This is a genomic window from Devosia pacifica, assembly GCF_014652635.1.
Taxonomy (GTDB): domain Bacteria; phylum Pseudomonadota; class Alphaproteobacteria; order Rhizobiales; family Devosiaceae; genus Devosia; species Devosia pacifica.
In genome coordinates this window covers 739,024-754,996 of sequence record NZ_BMZE01000001.1, presented here as the reverse complement: position 1 = coordinate 754,996, position 15,973 = coordinate 739,024, and the positions used below count along the sequence as shown (strand labels likewise).

At 60.0% G+C, this 15,973-nt stretch carries 23 protein-coding genes; all 23 read left to right on the top strand.

The genetic code is table 11. The features are described 5' to 3' along the window. The 23 genes from IE127_RS03825 to IE127_RS03715 all read left to right on the top strand — a co-directional run bounded on the left by IE127_RS03825 (nt 1) and on the right by IE127_RS03715 (nt 15,898). Complete coding sequence (locus tag IE127_RS03825; protein WP_189423582.1) at nt 1-225, top strand: YdaS family helix-turn-helix protein; 225 nt, start codon at nt 1-3, stop codon at nt 223-225. A gap of 83 nt (nt 226-308) precedes the next feature. Further along, nucleotides 309-644, top strand: a complete 336-nt coding sequence (locus IE127_RS03820) for a YfdP family phage-associated protein (RefSeq protein WP_189423580.1) — start codon at nt 309-311, stop codon at nt 642-644. Next, nucleotides 637-1,443 (top strand): DUF2303 family protein, encoded by an 807-nt coding sequence (locus IE127_RS03815; protein WP_189423579.1) that lies wholly within the window; start codon nt 637-639, stop codon nt 1,441-1,443. Before IE127_RS03820 ends, IE127_RS03815 begins: the two co-directional genes overlap by 8 nt. A gap of 598 nt (nt 1,444-2,041) precedes the next feature. After that, the gene (locus tag IE127_RS03810) at nt 2,042-2,443 is read left to right on the top strand and encodes a hypothetical protein (RefSeq protein ID WP_194599187.1); all 402 of its coding nucleotides are present in this window, start codon (nt 2,042-2,044) and stop codon (nt 2,441-2,443) included. A 107-nt stretch (nt 2,444-2,550) separates the two neighbouring features. After that, entirely contained in the window at nt 2,551-2,775 is a 225-nt protein-coding gene (locus IE127_RS03805; RefSeq protein ID WP_189423575.1) for a hypothetical protein, read from the top strand. Next, the gene (locus IE127_RS03800; protein ID WP_189423573.1) at nt 2,775-2,990 is read left to right on the top strand and encodes a hypothetical protein; all 216 of its coding nucleotides are present in this window, start codon (nt 2,775-2,777) and stop codon (nt 2,988-2,990) included. Before IE127_RS03805 ends, IE127_RS03800 begins: the two co-directional genes overlap by 1 nt. Then, nucleotides 2,987-3,205, top strand: coding sequence for a hypothetical protein (locus IE127_RS03795; RefSeq protein WP_189423572.1), 219 nt, complete (start codon nt 2,987-2,989; stop codon nt 3,203-3,205). The genes IE127_RS03800 and IE127_RS03795 overlap by 4 nt, the downstream gene beginning before the upstream one ends. A gap of 361 nt (nt 3,206-3,566) precedes the next feature. After that, nucleotides 3,567-3,986, top strand: coding sequence for a helix-turn-helix domain-containing protein (locus IE127_RS03790; RefSeq protein WP_189423570.1), 420 nt, complete (start codon nt 3,567-3,569; stop codon nt 3,984-3,986). After that, nucleotides 3,979-4,161, top strand: a complete 183-nt coding sequence (locus IE127_RS03785; protein ID WP_189424751.1) for a hypothetical protein — start codon at nt 3,979-3,981, stop codon at nt 4,159-4,161. Before IE127_RS03790 ends, IE127_RS03785 begins: the two co-directional genes overlap by 8 nt. Further along, entirely contained in the window at nt 4,158-5,564 is a 1,407-nt protein-coding gene (locus IE127_RS03780) for a replicative DNA helicase (RefSeq protein ID WP_189423568.1), read from the top strand. Before IE127_RS03785 ends, IE127_RS03780 begins: the two co-directional genes overlap by 4 nt. After that, complete coding sequence (locus tag IE127_RS03775) at nt 5,564-6,424, top strand: DUF1376 domain-containing protein (protein ID WP_189423566.1); 861 nt, start codon at nt 5,564-5,566, stop codon at nt 6,422-6,424. The genes IE127_RS03780 and IE127_RS03775 overlap by 1 nt, the downstream gene beginning before the upstream one ends. Before the next feature lie 187 nt (nt 6,425-6,611). After that, a complete protein-coding gene (locus tag IE127_RS03770) occupies nt 6,612-7,433 on the top strand; it encodes a hypothetical protein (RefSeq protein ID WP_189423564.1) in 822 nt (273 codons plus the stop codon). After that, on the top strand, nt 7,430-7,609 hold the full coding sequence (locus tag IE127_RS03765; RefSeq protein ID WP_189423562.1) for a hypothetical protein: 180 nt from the start codon (nt 7,430-7,432) through the stop codon (nt 7,607-7,609). The genes IE127_RS03770 and IE127_RS03765 overlap by 4 nt, the downstream gene beginning before the upstream one ends. Continuing rightward, nucleotides 7,606-8,178 carry a hypothetical protein gene (locus tag IE127_RS03760; RefSeq protein WP_189423560.1) on the top strand — a complete coding sequence of 191 codons (573 nt, stop codon included), beginning with the start codon at nt 7,606-7,608 and terminating at the stop codon, nt 8,176-8,178. Before IE127_RS03765 ends, IE127_RS03760 begins: the two co-directional genes overlap by 4 nt. Before the next feature lie 201 nt (nt 8,179-8,379). Continuing rightward, complete coding sequence (locus IE127_RS03755; protein WP_189423558.1) at nt 8,380-8,808, top strand: putative Ig domain-containing protein; 429 nt, start codon at nt 8,380-8,382, stop codon at nt 8,806-8,808. An 87-nt stretch (nt 8,809-8,895) separates the two neighbouring features. Continuing rightward, nucleotides 8,896-9,207, top strand: a complete 312-nt coding sequence (locus IE127_RS03750) for a hypothetical protein (protein WP_189423556.1) — start codon at nt 8,896-8,898, stop codon at nt 9,205-9,207. Then, nucleotides 9,194-10,498, top strand: a complete 1,305-nt coding sequence (locus tag IE127_RS03745) for a phage terminase large subunit (RefSeq protein WP_189423554.1) — start codon at nt 9,194-9,196, stop codon at nt 10,496-10,498. Before IE127_RS03750 ends, IE127_RS03745 begins: the two co-directional genes overlap by 14 nt. Continuing rightward, the gene (locus IE127_RS03740; RefSeq protein WP_189423552.1) at nt 10,498-12,780 is read left to right on the top strand and encodes a portal protein; all 2,283 of its coding nucleotides are present in this window, start codon (nt 10,498-10,500) and stop codon (nt 12,778-12,780) included. Before IE127_RS03745 ends, IE127_RS03740 begins: the two co-directional genes overlap by 1 nt. Continuing rightward, on the top strand, nt 12,777-13,010 hold the full coding sequence (locus tag IE127_RS03735) for a hypothetical protein (protein ID WP_189423550.1): 234 nt from the start codon (nt 12,777-12,779) through the stop codon (nt 13,008-13,010). The genes IE127_RS03740 and IE127_RS03735 overlap by 4 nt, the downstream gene beginning before the upstream one ends. A gap of 26 nt (nt 13,011-13,036) precedes the next feature. Beyond that, nucleotides 13,037-14,044, top strand: coding sequence for a hypothetical protein (locus IE127_RS03730; RefSeq protein WP_189423548.1), 1,008 nt, complete (start codon nt 13,037-13,039; stop codon nt 14,042-14,044). 27 nt (nt 14,045-14,071) lie between these two features. After that, a complete protein-coding gene (locus IE127_RS03725) occupies nt 14,072-15,079 on the top strand; it encodes a DUF5309 domain-containing protein (RefSeq protein ID WP_189423546.1) in 1,008 nt (335 codons plus the stop codon). Nucleotides 15,080-15,152: 73 nt separating this feature from the next. Beyond that, on the top strand, nt 15,153-15,545 hold the full coding sequence (locus tag IE127_RS03720; RefSeq protein WP_189423544.1) for a helix-hairpin-helix domain-containing protein: 393 nt from the start codon (nt 15,153-15,155) through the stop codon (nt 15,543-15,545). 2 nt (nt 15,546-15,547) lie between these two features. Continuing rightward, a complete protein-coding gene (locus IE127_RS03715; RefSeq protein WP_189423543.1) occupies nt 15,548-15,898 on the top strand; it encodes a hypothetical protein in 351 nt (116 codons plus the stop codon). The last annotated feature ends 75 nt before the right edge of the window (nt 15,899-15,973 follow it).

Genomic DNA, 15,973 nt, shown 5'->3' with positions numbered 1-15,973 from the left:
ATGGAACACGTTCGCGACCTTCTTACAGCCGCTGTGCGGCGCGCCGGCTCCGAAGAAAAGCTCGGAAAGGCGCTTGGATATTCCCAACACGCTATCTGGCGTGCGCGCCGGATAGGCCGCGTCTCTCCCGAAATGGCTGGCAAGCTGCACGAGTGGTCGAACGGGTTCATTTCCCGCCACGATCTGCGCCCTGACGTCTTCGGCAAACCCGAGGAAGCGGCATGATCGGTCATCGCATACCGGCTACGGGCGGTTTCCCTTTCCATGGCGATGCAGCCGTAGATGCGTCCCAGAATGTGAGGACGACAATGTCTCGTGCATTTGCAGACGTGCTCCGAGAGCTTTCCGGCGGCACCATCTATGAAGACCTCGGCACCCAACTCGGGGAGGTCGTTACCGGCGTCCTCGAGACAGGAAAGGTTGGCGAGCTTTCGCTGAAGCTTTCCATCAAGCCGAACGGCGAGGGCAGTGTTCAGGTTATTCCTGACATCAAGCAGAAGGTGCCCAAGCAGGCCGTTGGCTCCACCTTGTTCTTCGCTACTTCCTCCGGGTCGCTTCTTCGCAACGATCCGCGGCAAACCGAAATGCCGCTGCGTGAAGTTAAGCACGAAGACCGTCCGGTGAAGGATGCGGCCAATGGATAATTCCGAGATCCGCAGCGCCGTGCAGGCTGGATTGTCGGCAGGAAAGGCCAATTTCATCGAGAACGGTGGCGCATATGCGATCGTCCCTGATGGCGCGGAGTTGTCTGATCTAGAGCGTTTCATGCCGGCGCCGGCCTACGCCAAGGCTTCGGTTTCGGCGCGAACCGTTCAAGCCCTGATCGATTACACAAACCGGCATCGCACCCCGGCAACTTCCATATTTGCCGACGTCGAGGCGGGATCGGTGGAGGCTGTGATTGACTTTGTCACGGCTGAGAACGCGCCAGCTCATAAAGCCAACCGTATCCGATACAGCGCTCCGTTCTCCGAGGAATGGAAACGTTGGACCAGCATCAGCGGCAAGCCGATGAACCAGGAGGCGTTTGCCACCTTCATCGAAGAGAACCGCGAAGACGTCGTTACCCCTGATGGGGCGACAATGTTGGAACTGGCGAAGACCCTCGACGCCAAAAAGAAGGTCACGTTCAAGTCTGGCATTCGCCTCGAGAACGGCTCTGTCACTCTCGACTATACGGATGACACCACGGCGACTGGCGGCATATCGGGCAAGTTGCCGATCCCGACGGAGATCGAGCTTGGTGTGCCAGTCTTTTACGGTGGAGACCGGTACAAGATCACGGCGTTTTTCCGCTACCGGATCAATGAAGGCAAGCTCGTCATGTGGATTGATCTTCACCGGATCAAGCACATCCGAGACGCGGCTTTCTCTGACATCATAGCCGCCGTCGCCGAGGCCGTATCGGACGTCCCGGTCTATGAGGCGGCAATCGATGGCTAGTTTCATCAGCATGCTTATCCCTGGCGCAAAGCGCCGGGGACTTTCCTCTATCGCTTATGCCCTCGTGTGCAGCGCTATGTTGCTGGCTGTCGCCATATGCGCCGTCGTTATCCTCGGTGCGCAGCTATGATCGCGACTCCACACCAATCTCAGATGCGAGCTGATGCGTGCCCTTCCGCGCGTCGGCTTCCACCTGCGATTGTAGATCAATCTCAGGACTGGTTGGCGCTGATCCGCCGGGCAGGGCTCACCCGGATATGTCCGGGGTTCAGTTGTATCTATCACGTTTCCTTGCTGACTAGCCGGGGCCTTTGTGCTCCGGCGCTTTTCTCCCAAATTCTCAGTTTGGCTAGTCGGGCCCGTTCCCTCCTCCTCGTGACCACTAGCCAAATGCCGGCGATGCGATCCGTCCTCCCTCGCGTCATCGGCACCCCCATTCCGGTGAGCGCCTCTGTGGCTGCTCCCGGCCATATCCTCTTCAAGCGCGCTCAGCACGTCCTGGCAGATGTCCCCGAGCGCTCTCATCGTCATGTTCCGATCCTTTCAGCGGTTGCTGCCTTCGATGGCTTCAACCGTAGCGAGAGAAGGGACCAAGGACGTGGAATACCCATCCAAGGACTCGACCTACTCAGCCGAGATCTCGGCACATTCATCCAAGGGTCAGCGTGAAATGACTGACGCCAATTTTGCATCAGAACTTATTCAAGACACCTTTTCGATCCGTTCGGGTCGGAATGCAAAGGCCGCAATTGGCGCGGCGTTCGAAGCGCTCAAGAGACGTGAGCGTGGACTACCCGCAGATGTGCTGAGGGAACGCCCTCGCCAGTGGACGGAGCGCCGCGTGCGCTCGCTCTGGTTCAAGGAAGCCCGGCGCGTCGACCACTACGAAATCCAGGATCTGACGGCGGTGGCCGTCGAGGAGGCCCGCATTGAAAGGCAACGTCTCAAAGCTCGTGAGGATCGCCTTACTGCGCTCATTGCCGCTCGCACTGAGAGCTAGGTGGGCGCGTCACCGAGTACGCAAGGCGGATGCCTTTGCTCAATGGATATGCCCGGAGTCCGCGACCGATCCGAGCCTGACTGAAACGAACGAACCGGAGGAACACGATGACGACCGCAGTTAGTCAGTTCTGGATGGTGTGGAGCCCACAAGGCGGCGCTCCAACCAAGAAGCACCACGTCCTAGATCTCGCCCACGCTGAGGCGCGTCGGCTCTCTAGCACGTGCCCGGGTGCAGAGTTCTACGTTCTTGAAGCCGTCGCCGGATATCACCTGCCGAAGCCGGGGCCTGAGAAAATCACCATCGTGTCTGATGACGGGATACCGTTCTGATGAGCGCGCTCACAATGCCCACTAAGGGCACAAAGGAATGGCAGGCCAAGCATCAGGCCAATTGTGCAGCTCTCGAGCGGCTGCTGAAGTCCAACGGCTTTACCAAATCGCGTCGGCGGAAGCTGTTCAATGCTGCGGCTGCCGGCCGTCCTGCTGATCTTGCAGACAAGGTTCGCGCTGACCGCCAGTCGCGTGGTGCGGAGGGCAGGGCGTGACACCGGAAACCAATTGGTCCCGATCGGACATCATCCCCGCACAAACCACCGTGCATCTGAACCTCAGGTGGACGATGGCCGACATGGACCGGCTTTCGGAGATGCTGCGCAAGCGACATCCTGTTTCCGATATCGCCTTCATGTTCGGCGTCCATCCTCAAGAAGTCCGTGATGTTGTCGCTCGCAATCCTCATCTTCCGAGGGCTGCAGGATGACCTGCATAACCCTGCCTTGGCCAGACAAGAAACTATCCCCGAACGCTCGCACTCATTGGGCGCCGAAAGCCGCTGCGGCTAAGGCCGCGCGAACGGATGCTGGCTGGGCTGTCCGGGCTGCTGTCGAAAAGAAACCTGACTGGCACAGCGTCAGCGTCTCGATGCTGTTCTGCCCGCCGGACGGGCGCCGCAGGGATCGCGATAACCTCATTTCCAGCATGCAGGCAGCAACAGACGGCATCGCTGATGCTCTCGGCATAGACGATTCCAAGTTCGTCTGCACCTACGCCATTGGCCCTGTTGTGAAGGGTGGCGAGGTCCGGGTCTGCCTTTCAGAGCATCAGCTTCTGAGGAGGCATAGATGCAAGCCATTGAATACGCCTCAGCCAATCAGATGCGTCAGGAATACCGGGCGCGGCATGACCGGCTCTATCCCGCGCGTCCGGTGACCCGTCTTGTGATCCCGGCTTCGCCTGAGCCGAAGCTTCCAAGACGTGGCTATGCCGAGCCTATCGGTCCACGCAAGCCGACCGAGCCTCGACATTGGGCGGAAATCGTCGCGGTGATTGCCGCCTCTAACGGTGTGACCGCCAAAGACATCATCTCTCCGTCCAAGGTCCGCCCGATCGCGAATGCTCGCTTTGAGGCAATTTACCAGCTTCGCATCGAGAAGCGCATGAGTTGGGCGGCAATCGCCAGATGCCTGGGCAACAGGGACATCACCACGGTGCGCTCCGCATACTTCAAACACGTCGAACGTCTGGAGGCTCGCCGTGGGTGAGATCATCGTCCTCGACGACACGCGAACGTCTCGCGCCGAGAAGCTGCAGATCCTGTGGCGCGCCTATCTGAACGCCAAGGAGCGGGCAGAGCAAACGCACGACATCCATGATGGCATCGCCGCCGGCAAGGCATGGGCACGCTGGCTCTCGCTCTTCACGGAGCCTGCTGCATGAATATCAATCTCGATGCCGAACAGGCCCTGATCGGCGCCGTACTGATGAACCCTGACGCTCTCGATGTTGTCGATGGGCTTGTGAGGGCCGAGGATTTCTCAGAGCCGGTGCATGTCCAAGTCTACGACGCCTTCTTGCGCGCTCGCGATGAGGGGCGGCGCGTTGACGTGACACTGATGCAATCGGTGCTCGGCCTGGACGCCAAGACCGTCCTCGTCAAAGGGATGACGACGGGCGAGTACATCGCCAAGCTCGCAGCGAACGCCACGACTGTCCTCAATGCGCCTGACTATGCCCGTGTGATTGCAGAGGCCGCGAACTATCGTCGGCTGGAGCAATCGGGCCGAATGCTCTCCGACCGGGCGTCACAGGGCTACAGCGGCGGCACGCCCGGCGAAGTGGCTTCGAGCATCATCACCGACCTAGACGCCATCGTGATGGCAACAGCCAACAAGGGTTCGCGCCGCGTCTCTGTTGGTGATGCGGTTGCCTCGGCTCATAGCGTCTTGCTGGACCGCATGGAGCATGGCGTTGAGACGGGTATCGGCTGGGGCGTCTCAGACCTCGATGACGTGACCAAGCTTTACCCGGGCGAACTCACCATAGCTGCAGCAAGGCCCTCTATGGGCAAGACCACGCTTGCATTGAGTTCGTGCCTCGCTGCGGCGCGGAGTGGGGCAGGCGTCCTATTCGTCTCGCTGGAGATGGGTGAAGTGTCGCTTGGCCAACGCGTTCTCTCAGACATCGCATACGAACCCGACCAAACGCCGATCGCCTATACCGACATTCGAGACGCCAAGGTGTCTCAGGCCGACATGCAGCGCCTCTCGGTCGCCTTGGAGCGAGTGAGGCAGTATCCGCTTATCATCGAGCAGGAGCCGGGCCTGACGGTCTCCCAGATCGCCGCCCGGGCGCGCGCAGCCCGCAAACCGCTCATGCGCGATTTCAATGCGACACTCGATCTTCTTGTGGTGGATCATCTGGGCTTGATTGCATCCGGTGACCGCTACGCAGGCGCCCGGCATCTGGAGCTTGGTGCCATCACCTCAGCGCTCAAGGTTCTGGCAAAGGATATGCAGATCCCGGTTCTACTGCTCTGCCAGTTGAGCCGTGGCGTCGAGAGCCGAGAGAACAAGCGCCCGCAACTGTCTGACCTGCGCGAATCCGGTCGCATCGAGGAAGACGCCGATACGGTCGTGCTACTCTATCGCGAGGCCTATTACCTCGAGCGCACCAAAGAGACCGAGCCGGACAAGGACATGATCCGCATGGAGCGGCTGCGCGACTGCCGCAACGTTCTTGAGATCAATGTGGCCAAGCAGCGCCAGGGCGCGACCCGTACCGTCGAGGCCTTCGTCCACATGCCCTCGAACGCAATCCGCAACCTCGCGAGGAGATACTGATGAACGGCCTGCCTTACTACAAGGCTTATCCCCGCGACTTCATCGAAGGCACCATCGGGATGCCGTTCGAGGTCAAGTGTGCCTACCGCGTCGTCTTGGACCTGATCTACATGCAGGGCGGCAATCTGCCGGACGATGCCCGCTATATTTCTGGGCTGCTCGGGTGCTCCGTCAGGAAGTGGAATTCGATCCGTGAGGCACTTGTCTCCTCGGGTAAACTGGAAGTTTCGGGCGAGTTTCTGACGAATTATCGCGCAGTTTCGGAGCTCGAAACTCTCGCGAAAGTTCAAGATAAACAGGCCGAAAATGCGCGCGGTCCTAGAAAAATCAAGGACTTAGAAAAGCCACCGCAAAACCATACAGAACCAGAACCAGAACCAATAGCTGCTACGCAGCATCGCGCGGCAGGCGCAATCGATTATCGGAAGCTCACCGATCAGCTGCTCGAGGCCGCTGGCATCAGCGACTTTCGTGAAGAGCGAAACCCGAAACTGCTGCATGTCGGGCCGATCGTTGGTCTGATCCAAGCCGGGTATTCGCTCCGGGATGATATCCTGCCGTACATCCGGGCCAAAGCCGCGGCCGGCTTCAGGCCGCGATCATGGGGCTATTACGTCGAGGGCATCAAGGACGACGCCAAGCATCGCCTCGGCATTGCGTCCGAAGCCAAGCCGGACCCAAAAGCAGCGCTAGCCTCGTGGCCTGACAGCAAGTGGCAAACCGTGCTCGAGTTCGCCAGAGAACGCCGCGAATGGTCATCGCAAACATACGGCCCGCCACCGTTCGCAGACGGCTGCCTGGTGCCCAAGCATTTGCTCAGTGATGCCGACCGCCAGTTCGGAGCGAGGCGCGCAGCATGATGCCAAGCGAACTCGTGGACAGCGGCAAGCCGATCATCCGTAGGGGCGACACAGAGCCAACGCAGCCTCAAGCGCTCGTAAGCTGGTGCGACCATCCCGGCTGCACCGCTTTCGCCCCTCACGGCTATCGTGACGGCAACGGTAGGCAGAAGACCTACTGCCGCGAGCACAAGCCGGAGAACCGCGCATGACCAAGGCAGCATTTTCTCGCGAAACCGATTTGTGCAGGCTGTTTATCGCATGCCTTCCGGACGGCTGGATTGCATATCCAGAGACCGGCGGATTCGATATCTTGCTGGTTCGCTCGGCAGACGGTTTTCAGATTGGCGTTGAGGCCAAGCTGAAGCTGAACGCGAAGGTGATCGCCCAGGCAATGGAAAAAGGGCGATGGGTTTACACGCTCGACGGCTTCCAGCCTGATTGCAGGGCAGTGCTCGTGCCGGCCGGGGTAAATACTGATCTCTCCGCTGTGTGCGCAGGTCTCGGAATTACGATCATCCGCATGCGCAATCTCGAACTTGATGCTGATGGCATGCCGCGGTGGTACGGCCGCCGGGGCGAAATGGTGAGCATCGGGGGAAGTGCGTACTCTCATCCCTTCGAGCCGAACTTGCCAGGCGATGATGTATTCGGTGACTGGTTCGAGCGCGCGCCGGCAAAGCGCATCACGTTGCCAGATTGGGTGCCGGATGTCGTTGCAGGCGACAAGTCGCCGGTTTCTCTGACACCGTGGAAGGTAAAGGCGATCAAGATCGTCGTGACGCTTGCGAAGCGAGGCTATGTCACTCGCGGCGACTTCAAGCACTTTAAAATCAACATGACACTGTGGACTGCGCCGCACTCACGCTGGCTGGTGAAAGACGGGGCAGGCGGATGGATCGCAGGGCCGGGGCTGCCCGACTTCCGTAAGCAGCACCCCGTCAACTTCGAGCAGATCGAGGCGGACTTTGAAAAGTGGCAGCCGCCTGAGACTGCAACGCAGCCCGGCTTGTTTTCGGGGGCAGCATGACCCGCACAGTCGAAGACCGCATCCGCCTGATCGATGAAGAGCTGCACGATCTGCGCAATGCGGGACCGGGCGTCGAGGGCCGGCGCCAGACACTCCGCAGGCAGCGCGCCATGCTGACAGAGGACAAGCGTCCTGAACTTGTAATTCCATCACCGCGAAGGGGCCGATACGAATGAGCAAACGGGGAAGGCCGCGCAAGGCCAATGCGAAGCGCACTCCATCTGGGCAGATATCGCGAGCAGCATCGGCTTATGCCGAGAACGAAGATCCGATCCGAATCCGCATGCAGCATCTTGGCCTGACCGAGAAAGAGGCGCGTGACCAGAAGGCGGCAAGCGTTCACGGCATCATGAAGCTGCGCAAGAAGATTGATGACCAGCAGTACGATGCTGGAGAGGCTGCACTTGTTGTGCGAGACGCGTATCTGCGCGCAATCCGGGCACCAGATAGCCTCGCAGCCACGTCAGGCAGCAGCAGTACCGATCTGGATGATGAGACCTATGCGGAGCGTTGCAACCGGGCTCGGTCAAAGTACGCGGACATGCAGCGCGCTATTCACGACGCCCAGGCGGTACATCGCCACACCAACCTATGGGCAGCACTCGATCTGATGCTCTATCGCAATGAGTATTACGAGCACATGGAAGGTGATTTCTCCACAGTGCTGCGCGTTCTGTCGGTGCATTTCGGCTTGACGAAAAATCGCAAATCAGGCCCACTAGCGCACGAATTGATACTTAGTTGAACTTGCGCCTTAAGCCCGCCCGATCCGTCGAGGCGGGTTTTGTCGTTTTGAGCACCTCAATGCCAGACACATCCCGCTGCCCCACAAGCTTCACACTCCGCTGGGGCTATGAGGGCAAGACACGCCTCTCCACCACGTTCCTATGGTGCGTAAGGGGCGGGAATACCTTTCGGTAATCACCACCATCATCGGAGATCCACGATGGACAACAATGACCTCAAGGGCTCCGGCCCGTCCTTCATTGGCGACCTCGCCCGCATGGGTGGGGATGTCGTCGGCACCATGACCCAGGACCAGCTAAAGGGCTCCGGCCCAAGCTTCCCGGCTGACCTTGCGCGCATGGGCGGCGGCATCGTTGGCCCTGTCGTCTCCGGCACTCCGGTAACCACGGCAACCGAAGACGCAGCCTACGACGGGTTCACCGTCGAAGCCACGGGCGGCACTGCGCCTTATGCCTACGCTCTTGTTGGTGATTGGCCTGCTGGCCTGGCAGTCAACTCCAGCACAGGCGCCGTCACAGGCACGCCGACCGAGGCCGGCACGTTCGAAGACCTCTCGGTCAGTGCTACCGACGATGATGAGGAAGTCGGCCAGCTTACGCCGTTCACTCTCGTGGTCGCTGCCGCTTAATTCGTAGAATAACTCTATCGCGAAGTGCCAATCTGCCCGAGGGCGGAAGGAAATATTTTGCGCAATAACCCGGAAGGGACTGCTGCAATGGCCGTAAAAGAAACCAAGGAAAACAGGGTCGGCAAAGGCAAGGCTGGCCCTGGTCGACCTAAAGGGCTGCCAAACAAGACCACGTCGAAGCTCAAGGACGCAATTCTCCTCGCTGCCGAAAAAAGCGGAGGCGATACTAAGGGCAAGGATGGTCTGGTCGGCTATCTCAAGCGCGTTGCCGATGAAGACGTGAAGGCGTTCTCCGGCCTGCTGGGCAAGGTTCTGCCGATGCAGGTGACCGGTGAGGATGGCGGGCCCATCCGAGTTGCCAAGGTCGAGCTCGTAGCCCTCGAAGATGGCGACAGCTAAGATCGCGCTACCCCCGAAGCTGATCCCTGTGTTTGCAGGCGAAGCTGACGTTCGGGGTGCATATGGCGGGCGCGGCTCAGGCAAGACGCGCTCGTTTGCCAAGATGTCTGCCGTGCGTGCCTACATGTGGGCGGCAGCGGGGCGGAGCGGGCAAGTCCTCTGCGGACGCCAGTTCATGAAGACGCTGGCCGATTCCTCGCTCGAGGAGATCAAGCAGTCGATCAAAGAGGAGCCCTGGCTCGCAGGGTTTTTCGACATCGGCGAGACGTACATCCGCACCCAGGGCCTGCCGGGCGATGTCTACTACACGTTCATGGGCCTCGATCGGAACATCGATAGCGTCAAGTCTCAGGCTCGCATTCTGCTGGCATGGGTAGACGAGGCCGAGCCGGTCACCGACGAGGCTTGGACAAAGCTTATTCCGACCCTGCGCGAGGAAGACTCCGAACTCTGGGTGACGTGGAACCCGGAGCGCAAGACGAGCGCGACACACAAGCGGTTCAGGCTCGGCGGCGATCCTCGTTACAAGCTCATCGAGCTGAACTTCCGGGATAACCCGCGCTTCCCGGCGATCCTCGAGCGCCAGCGTCAGCGCGACATGCAACAGCGGCCCGACCAGTACGGGCACATATGGGAAGGCGACTTCCGGTCTGTTGTCGAGGGCGCATATTTCGCCCAGGCGCTGACCAAGGCGAAAGAGGATGGCCGCATCGGCAGGGTATCCGCTGACCCGCTGATGACCATTCGGGCGTTTGCGGACATTGGCGGCACAGGTGCTCGGGCCGATGCCTTCGTGATCTGGATTGCCCAGTTCATCGGCAAAGAGATCCGCGTCCTTGATCATTATGAGGCTGTTGGCCAGCCGGGCGCCGCGCACCTCGATTGGTTGCGCAGCCGTGGCTATGAGCCGGCCAAGTGTCAGGTCTGGCTTCCGCATGACGGCAAGCACGGCGAGAAGGTCTACGACGCCTCTTATGAGAGCTTCTTCCGCCAGGCTGGCTACAAGGTTTCGGTTGTTTCGAACCAAGGCAAGGGTGCCGCCAAACAGCGCATTGAAGCTACGCGCAGGCTGTTCCCGTCCATCTGGTTCAATGCCGACACCACTGAGGGTGGGCGCGATGCTCTCGGATGGTATCACGAGAAAAAAGACGAAGAGCGCGGCATAGGGCTGGGGCCGGAGCATGACTGGGCAAGTCATAGCGCCGACGCCTTTGGCCTGATGTGCGTGGCCTACGAAGAGCCTAAGGCAAAGACGAATGACTTGGGCTTCAAGGCTCGAAAGGTGGTTTGATGGCGCGAGACGAAAAGATGGACGAGACGCGCCTCTGCAATGTCGTTGGCGACCTGGTGAAGGACGCCGAGGAATACCGCAACGAGCGGTCTACAGACCGCGAAAAGATGATGGCGTTCTATGACGGGGACGCCAAGGAACTGCAGGCGTACATCCCCGCCGATAAAGGGCGCTCGCAGGTTGTGTCTCGCGATGTCCGTGCGGCGGTTCGCAAGGTGCTGCCATCTATCCTGCGCACGATCCTCGGCAATGACGAGATCGTTGAATACAACCCTGTTGGCGAGGGCGACGAAGAGAGCGCCCAGCAGGCCAGCGACTATGTGAATTACATCGCCTTGCCAGAGTGCAAAGGGCGCACCGAGATCGAGGACGCGATCAACGACGCTGTGAAGCTTCGTAATGGCGTCATTAAGTGGTTTGTCGAGGAGAAGGTCGACACCAAGACCTCACGGCATTCAGGGCTCGATGAGATATCTTTCGCGCAGCTCGTCGCTGATGATGATGTCGATGTGCTTGAGCACAGCGAGCGTCAGGAAACGGTCGAAGTGCCGGGCATGGGGCCGACACCGGTTGTTCTGCACGACCTCAAGCTGCGCCGCACGATCAAGCGCAAGATGCCGCGCATCGGCGTCATTGCTCCCGAGAACTTCCTGATCCACTCGGATGCTACCAGCTTCGATGATGCTCCGATCCTCGGCGAGCATTGCAGGCTGCGCCGTTCAGACCTCGTGGCCATGGGGTATGAGCGAGACAAAATCTGGGCTCTGCCCACTGCAGGCGCTTCGGATACCGAGCAGGACACGGAAGAAGCTGCTCGCCGGCGCGACGTACTGGAATCGGAAAGCTCCGATGAAGCGACCAAGGCCATGCAGGAGATCGATTACTACGATCTGCTGGTGAAGGTCGACTATGACGGCGACGGCATCGCTGAGCTGCGCCGCATGGTGTTCGCCGGCGGCTTCAGCACTGAAAACCTGCTGGCGAATGACGAGTGGGACGAAGTCAACTACGCAAACATCGTCTCGGAGCGCCGGCCGCACCAGTGGGAAGGCAACTCCGCCTCTGATGAGGTGATGGAGATCCAGAAGGTCAAGACGGTGCTGCTGCGCCAGACCATGGATAACCTCTACTGGCAGAACAATCTGCAGCCGATCGGCCAGCTTGGCGCGATCACCAATCCTGATGCGATGCTCGAGCCTGAGTTCGGCAAACCGATCTGGGTTGAGGAAGGCGTCGACGTTCGCGCCGCTGTTGGCTTCAACCAGGTGCCAATGGTCGCAGACAAATCGTTCGCGATGCTCGAGTACATGGACGGCGAGATCACCGAACGCACCGGCATATCGGATGCGTCGAGCGGCATGGCTCCCGATGCCCTCCAGAACATGACGGCCAAGGCATCGGCCATGATGGAACAGGCGGGCATCGGCCAGACCGAGATGATGGTCCGCTGCATTGCGGAAAGCCTCAAACCTGTGTTCCGTGGCCTTCTGAAGCTTATCATCGAGAACCAGGATGCGCCGCGCACGGTTCGCCTGCGCGATGAGTGGGTGACGTTCGATCCGCGCTCATGGAATGCCGACATGGATGCGGTTGTAAACATCGGCCTGGGCGCCGGTACACGCGAGCGCGACATGATGATGATGCAGCAGGTCATAGGCCTGCAGCGCGAGATTTTGTCCTCGATGGGGCCAGCTGTCGGCATGCAGTATGTGAAGCCCGACAACCTCTACAACGGCATCTCCAAATTCGTGGAAGCCGCTGGCCTCAAGTCGATCGGCCTGTACTTCACGCAGCCTGATCCGCAAGCCATAGAGCAGGCCATCAAGGCGCAGGCCGAGCAGCCGAGCCCTGAAGAGATCAAGGCTCAGGCAGCCATGGCGCTCGAAGACAAGCGCACTCAGGGCAAGATGGCCATCGAGCAGTTCAAGGGCCAGCAGAAGATGGCCGAGTTCACTGCGAAGATCCAGGCGGACGCCTCGAAGGAGCGCGAGCAGCGTGATGCCGACCTTATCACCGAACTGCAGCAGATCCAGGCGGAAGCCGAGGCGCGCATGGAAGAGGCGTACATCAAGGCGCAGTCCAATGCCGAGGACAACGCTGTCGATCTGCAGCGCGAGCAGATGAAACAGCAGACCGAGCGCGAATGGATGGGCACGCAGACGGATATCGCGGCGGCAAAGATCATCGCGGACGTTCAGCAGTCGCGCGAGACGAACGCAGCGCGCTCTCTGGACAGGCAAAGGCAGCCTGACGGCAACCGTGAAGGCAGGAGCGGACAATGACCGATGACGAGAAGCGCCGCGCCGCCGAGGCCATCCTCAACGTGCCGTTCTTCAATGCGCTGTTCGATGAGATCGAAACCGCTGCGGTCAATCACTGCATCAACGCGCCGATGAACGACGATGAGACACGCCGGAACGCTGCTGCTGAAGCGCGCGCGATCCGCAAAGTTCGAGCCCGCCTGACTTCCCTCGCGAAACAACCAGGCGAACCTCGCAAAGTGCCGGCATAGGGCCGGCCACTCTCTCAGGAGAAATCATGACTGGCGAATCCGACAACCTGCCTGATGGCGGGACCGATAACGCGCACCCTCTCAGCCTCGACGACGCGATGACGCTCGACTGGACCGACCCCTCAGAGGATACCGGAACAGAAGACGCGGAAGAGCAGTCGGACGAAGAGACTGTTGAGGCCGATGAAGGCCAAGAGACAGACGAAGCTGCCGACGATGACAACGCCGAAGACGACGGACAAGCGGACGACGAGTCCGACCCCGACGAGGACGGTGAAGACGATGACGCGGGCGTACCGGCCGCTGAAATCGCCGACGATGCGCTCATCACGCTACCCAATGGCGAGGCCCTGCCATTCGCAGAGCTCAAGTCCGGGTATATGCGGCAGTCGGATTACACTCGGAAGCGGCAGGAAGACTCCAATCGCCGCAAAGAGTTGGAAACCCTCGCAACCAACGTAAACGCTTCGGTCGAAGCGCTGGCTGGGCTTCTTGAGAAGTCGCTCCCGCCGATGCCCGATCAGGCCCTCGCATTCAAAGACCCTCAGCGGCACTACGCCATGAAAACGGCCCGCGAGCAGGCGGAAGCCCGGCTCCAGGAAGTGCTCAATGCCGCACACGCTCCGAAAGAGGTGACCGGCAAGCTCACTCAGGACCAGCATGACGAGCTCATTGCTGAAGAGAGTAGAAAGCTTGCCGAGAGCTTCCCGGAGACGTTCCGGACAAAGGAAGGCCACAAGCAGTTTTTCGATGCCGCCTCAGAGACGGCACGGCAACTCGGCTATTCCGATGAGGAGATTGGCCTCGCCACCGATCACCGGCTGTTCAAGATGGCGCACTATGCGCGGCTTGGTATGCAGGCAGAGGCGGCAAAGCGGAAGGCAAAGGACAAGGTGCGTGATGCGCCACCCGTTGCCCCAGCACGACGCCAGAAAACGAACGGGGCCGGCAAGGCACGCAAGAATGCCGATGCGATGCGCAGGTTGCAGAAAACCGGGTCGATCCATGACGCCATGATGATCGACTTCGACTGATCAACCCCTTCATTCTAGGAGGCCATGATGGCCGCTCTCGCTAACACGAAGCTGACGACGACGTCGGTCGGCAATCGTGAAGAACTGTCGGACGTGGTGAACCGCATCACGCCCGAAGATACCCCCGTCTATACCGCTATCGGCACCGACTCGTGCGTTTCGGTTCATCCCGAATGGGAGATCGATGAACTCGCGCCGCCAGAGGACAATCACCACCCTGAAGGCGACGAATACGGCTTCGATGGTGTGGATTCGCCGCAGCGCGTCGGCAACTACACGCAGATCATGCGGAAGTCGTTCATCATCTCCAACACCCAGGAGACCGTGGACGAGGCCGGGCGCATCCAGAAAACCAAGCGCCAGAAGCTCAAGAAGGGCATCGAGATCAAGAAGGATGTCGAGTACGGCATTCTCGCCAATAAGCCCTCTGTGGCCGGCGCTGACCGCCAGTCGGCAGGCATGGCGGCGTGGATCGAGAGCAATGCCAATCGCGGCTCTGGCGGCGCCAATGGTGGGTTCGATGTGAACTCCGGTTTGGTGGTTGCCGCGACCAACGGCACGCAGCGTGCGTTCACTCAGGCCATCATGGATGACGTGATGTCCCAGGGCTACACCGCCGGCGCGAACTACAGCATGGTTTCGGTGTCGCCCTACGTGAAGTCCGTCTTCGTGAGCTTCATGTCCAATGCCGATGTCGCCCCGTTCCGCTACTCGGTGAGCGACGGTAACCGCAACTCGATTATCTCGAACGCCGACATCTACGAAGGCCCATACGGCAAGGTCATGATCAAGCCGAACCGCGTTCAGGTCGACTACACCAGTGCGGGCGGGCAGAACCTGTCGCGCAATGCGCTGTTCGTTGATCCCGACATGGCCGAATGGCTCTGGCTGCGCAAGATCCAGGAGGATCGCGACGTGGCAAAGACCGGTGACGCCAAGAAGACGGTGATCATCGGTGAAGGCACGCTCAAGGTCGCGAACGAAGCTGGCCTTGGTGTTGCTGCCGATATCTTCGGCATGAGCGCCACCACCTAATATCGCTCAGGCCACAGACGCATCAATCAGCCTCTGCCTTCGGGCAGGGGCTTTTTTTCATGGAGAGCCATAAATGGCTGACGATCTGACGAAGATCAGCGGAATCGGGCCGGCAACGGCAGAGAAGCTGAAAAGCCGGGGCATCGAGTCATTCGACACGATCGCCAATCTCACCGACGACCAAATCCTCCAGCTCAATGAAGAGCTCGAGCTGCGCGACAGCATCGTCAATGCCGACTGGCGGGCGCAGGCAAAGGGCTTGGTAGACGGCGGCGACGAAGGCAAAGACGCTGGTCCCGCAGCCGAGCCAAAGTCGCAGCCGAAGGCGCAGACCATTCCTGTCCAGATCAAGCGCGACATCTGGGACGAGAACGGCCAGCGGCATCGCAAGGGCACCGTGGTCGAGATGTCGGTTGAAGCTGCACTGGACGGCGTAGAGTCTGGCGCTGTCACGCGGGTGAAATAGCAATGCGGGCGGGCGGAATTTCGCGGGCCATTCGAGATGGTGACTGGGAACTGTTCTCCTGGGATCCGCAGTCGGGGCGCACGGTCTGGATCATGGAAGAGGGCGGCATGACGCACGTCCGAACCGATTATCCCGTCGCTTCGTTGATCGAAGAGAACGCAGCCCGCCGCAATGCCACCCCTGACGGGTGGAAAGGCGATTACCACCACATTGCCAGCGTGCCGCTTAACCTGCTGCACGATGAAAATACCGGCCTCCACGAGGCGTTCCTGCACGGCGACCAGAAGCACGTCTCTCGCTGGCTCAATGACAGCGATAACGCCGCCTGGCGCACCAAGGAAGGCAATGTCTGATGCCTATCGATTTGCCCATTGTCACATGCGCCGAGGAGGGTGGCCTGTACTCTCCGGATCGAGACCCATGCGCTC

Coding starts and splice junctions, on each gene's coding strand:
- IE127_RS03725 (WP_189423546.1), top strand. CDS start 14,072: ATGGCCGCTCTCGCTAACACGAAGCTGACGACGACGTCGGTCGGCAAT.
- IE127_RS03800 (WP_189423573.1), top strand. CDS start 2,775: ATGAGCGCGCTCACAATGCCCACTAAGGGCACAAAGGAATGGCAGGCC.
- IE127_RS03820 (WP_189423580.1), top strand. CDS start 309: ATGTCTCGTGCATTTGCAGACGTGCTCCGAGAGCTTTCCGGCGGCACC.
- IE127_RS03825 (WP_189423582.1), top strand. CDS start 1: ATGGAACACGTTCGCGACCTTCTTACAGCCGCTGTGCGGCGCGCCGGC.
- IE127_RS03750 (WP_189423556.1), top strand. CDS start 8,896: ATGGCCGTAAAAGAAACCAAGGAAAACAGGGTCGGCAAAGGCAAGGCT.
- IE127_RS03805 (WP_189423575.1), top strand. CDS start 2,551: ATGACGACCGCAGTTAGTCAGTTCTGGATGGTGTGGAGCCCACAAGGC.
- IE127_RS03720 (WP_189423544.1), top strand. CDS start 15,153: ATGGCTGACGATCTGACGAAGATCAGCGGAATCGGGCCGGCAACGGCA.
- IE127_RS03790 (WP_189423570.1), top strand. CDS start 3,567: ATGCAAGCCATTGAATACGCCTCAGCCAATCAGATGCGTCAGGAATAC.
- IE127_RS03745 (WP_189423554.1), top strand. CDS start 9,194: ATGGCGACAGCTAAGATCGCGCTACCCCCGAAGCTGATCCCTGTGTTT.
- IE127_RS03730 (WP_189423548.1), top strand. CDS start 13,037: ATGACTGGCGAATCCGACAACCTGCCTGATGGCGGGACCGATAACGCG.
- IE127_RS03715 (WP_189423543.1), top strand. CDS start 15,548: ATGCGGGCGGGCGGAATTTCGCGGGCCATTCGAGATGGTGACTGGGAA.
- IE127_RS03760 (WP_189423560.1), top strand. CDS start 7,606: ATGAGCAAACGGGGAAGGCCGCGCAAGGCCAATGCGAAGCGCACTCCA.
- IE127_RS03735 (WP_189423550.1), top strand. CDS start 12,777: ATGACCGATGACGAGAAGCGCCGCGCCGCCGAGGCCATCCTCAACGTG.
- IE127_RS03775 (WP_189423566.1), top strand. CDS start 5,564: ATGAACGGCCTGCCTTACTACAAGGCTTATCCCCGCGACTTCATCGAA.
- IE127_RS03740 (WP_189423552.1), top strand. CDS start 10,498: ATGGCGCGAGACGAAAAGATGGACGAGACGCGCCTCTGCAATGTCGTT.
- IE127_RS03780 (WP_189423568.1), top strand. CDS start 4,158: ATGAATATCAATCTCGATGCCGAACAGGCCCTGATCGGCGCCGTACTG.
- IE127_RS03770 (WP_189423564.1), top strand. CDS start 6,612: ATGACCAAGGCAGCATTTTCTCGCGAAACCGATTTGTGCAGGCTGTTT.
- IE127_RS03755 (WP_189423558.1), top strand. CDS start 8,380: ATGGACAACAATGACCTCAAGGGCTCCGGCCCGTCCTTCATTGGCGAC.
- IE127_RS03815 (WP_189423579.1), top strand. CDS start 637: ATGGATAATTCCGAGATCCGCAGCGCCGTGCAGGCTGGATTGTCGGCA.
- IE127_RS03765 (WP_189423562.1), top strand. CDS start 7,430: ATGACCCGCACAGTCGAAGACCGCATCCGCCTGATCGATGAAGAGCTG.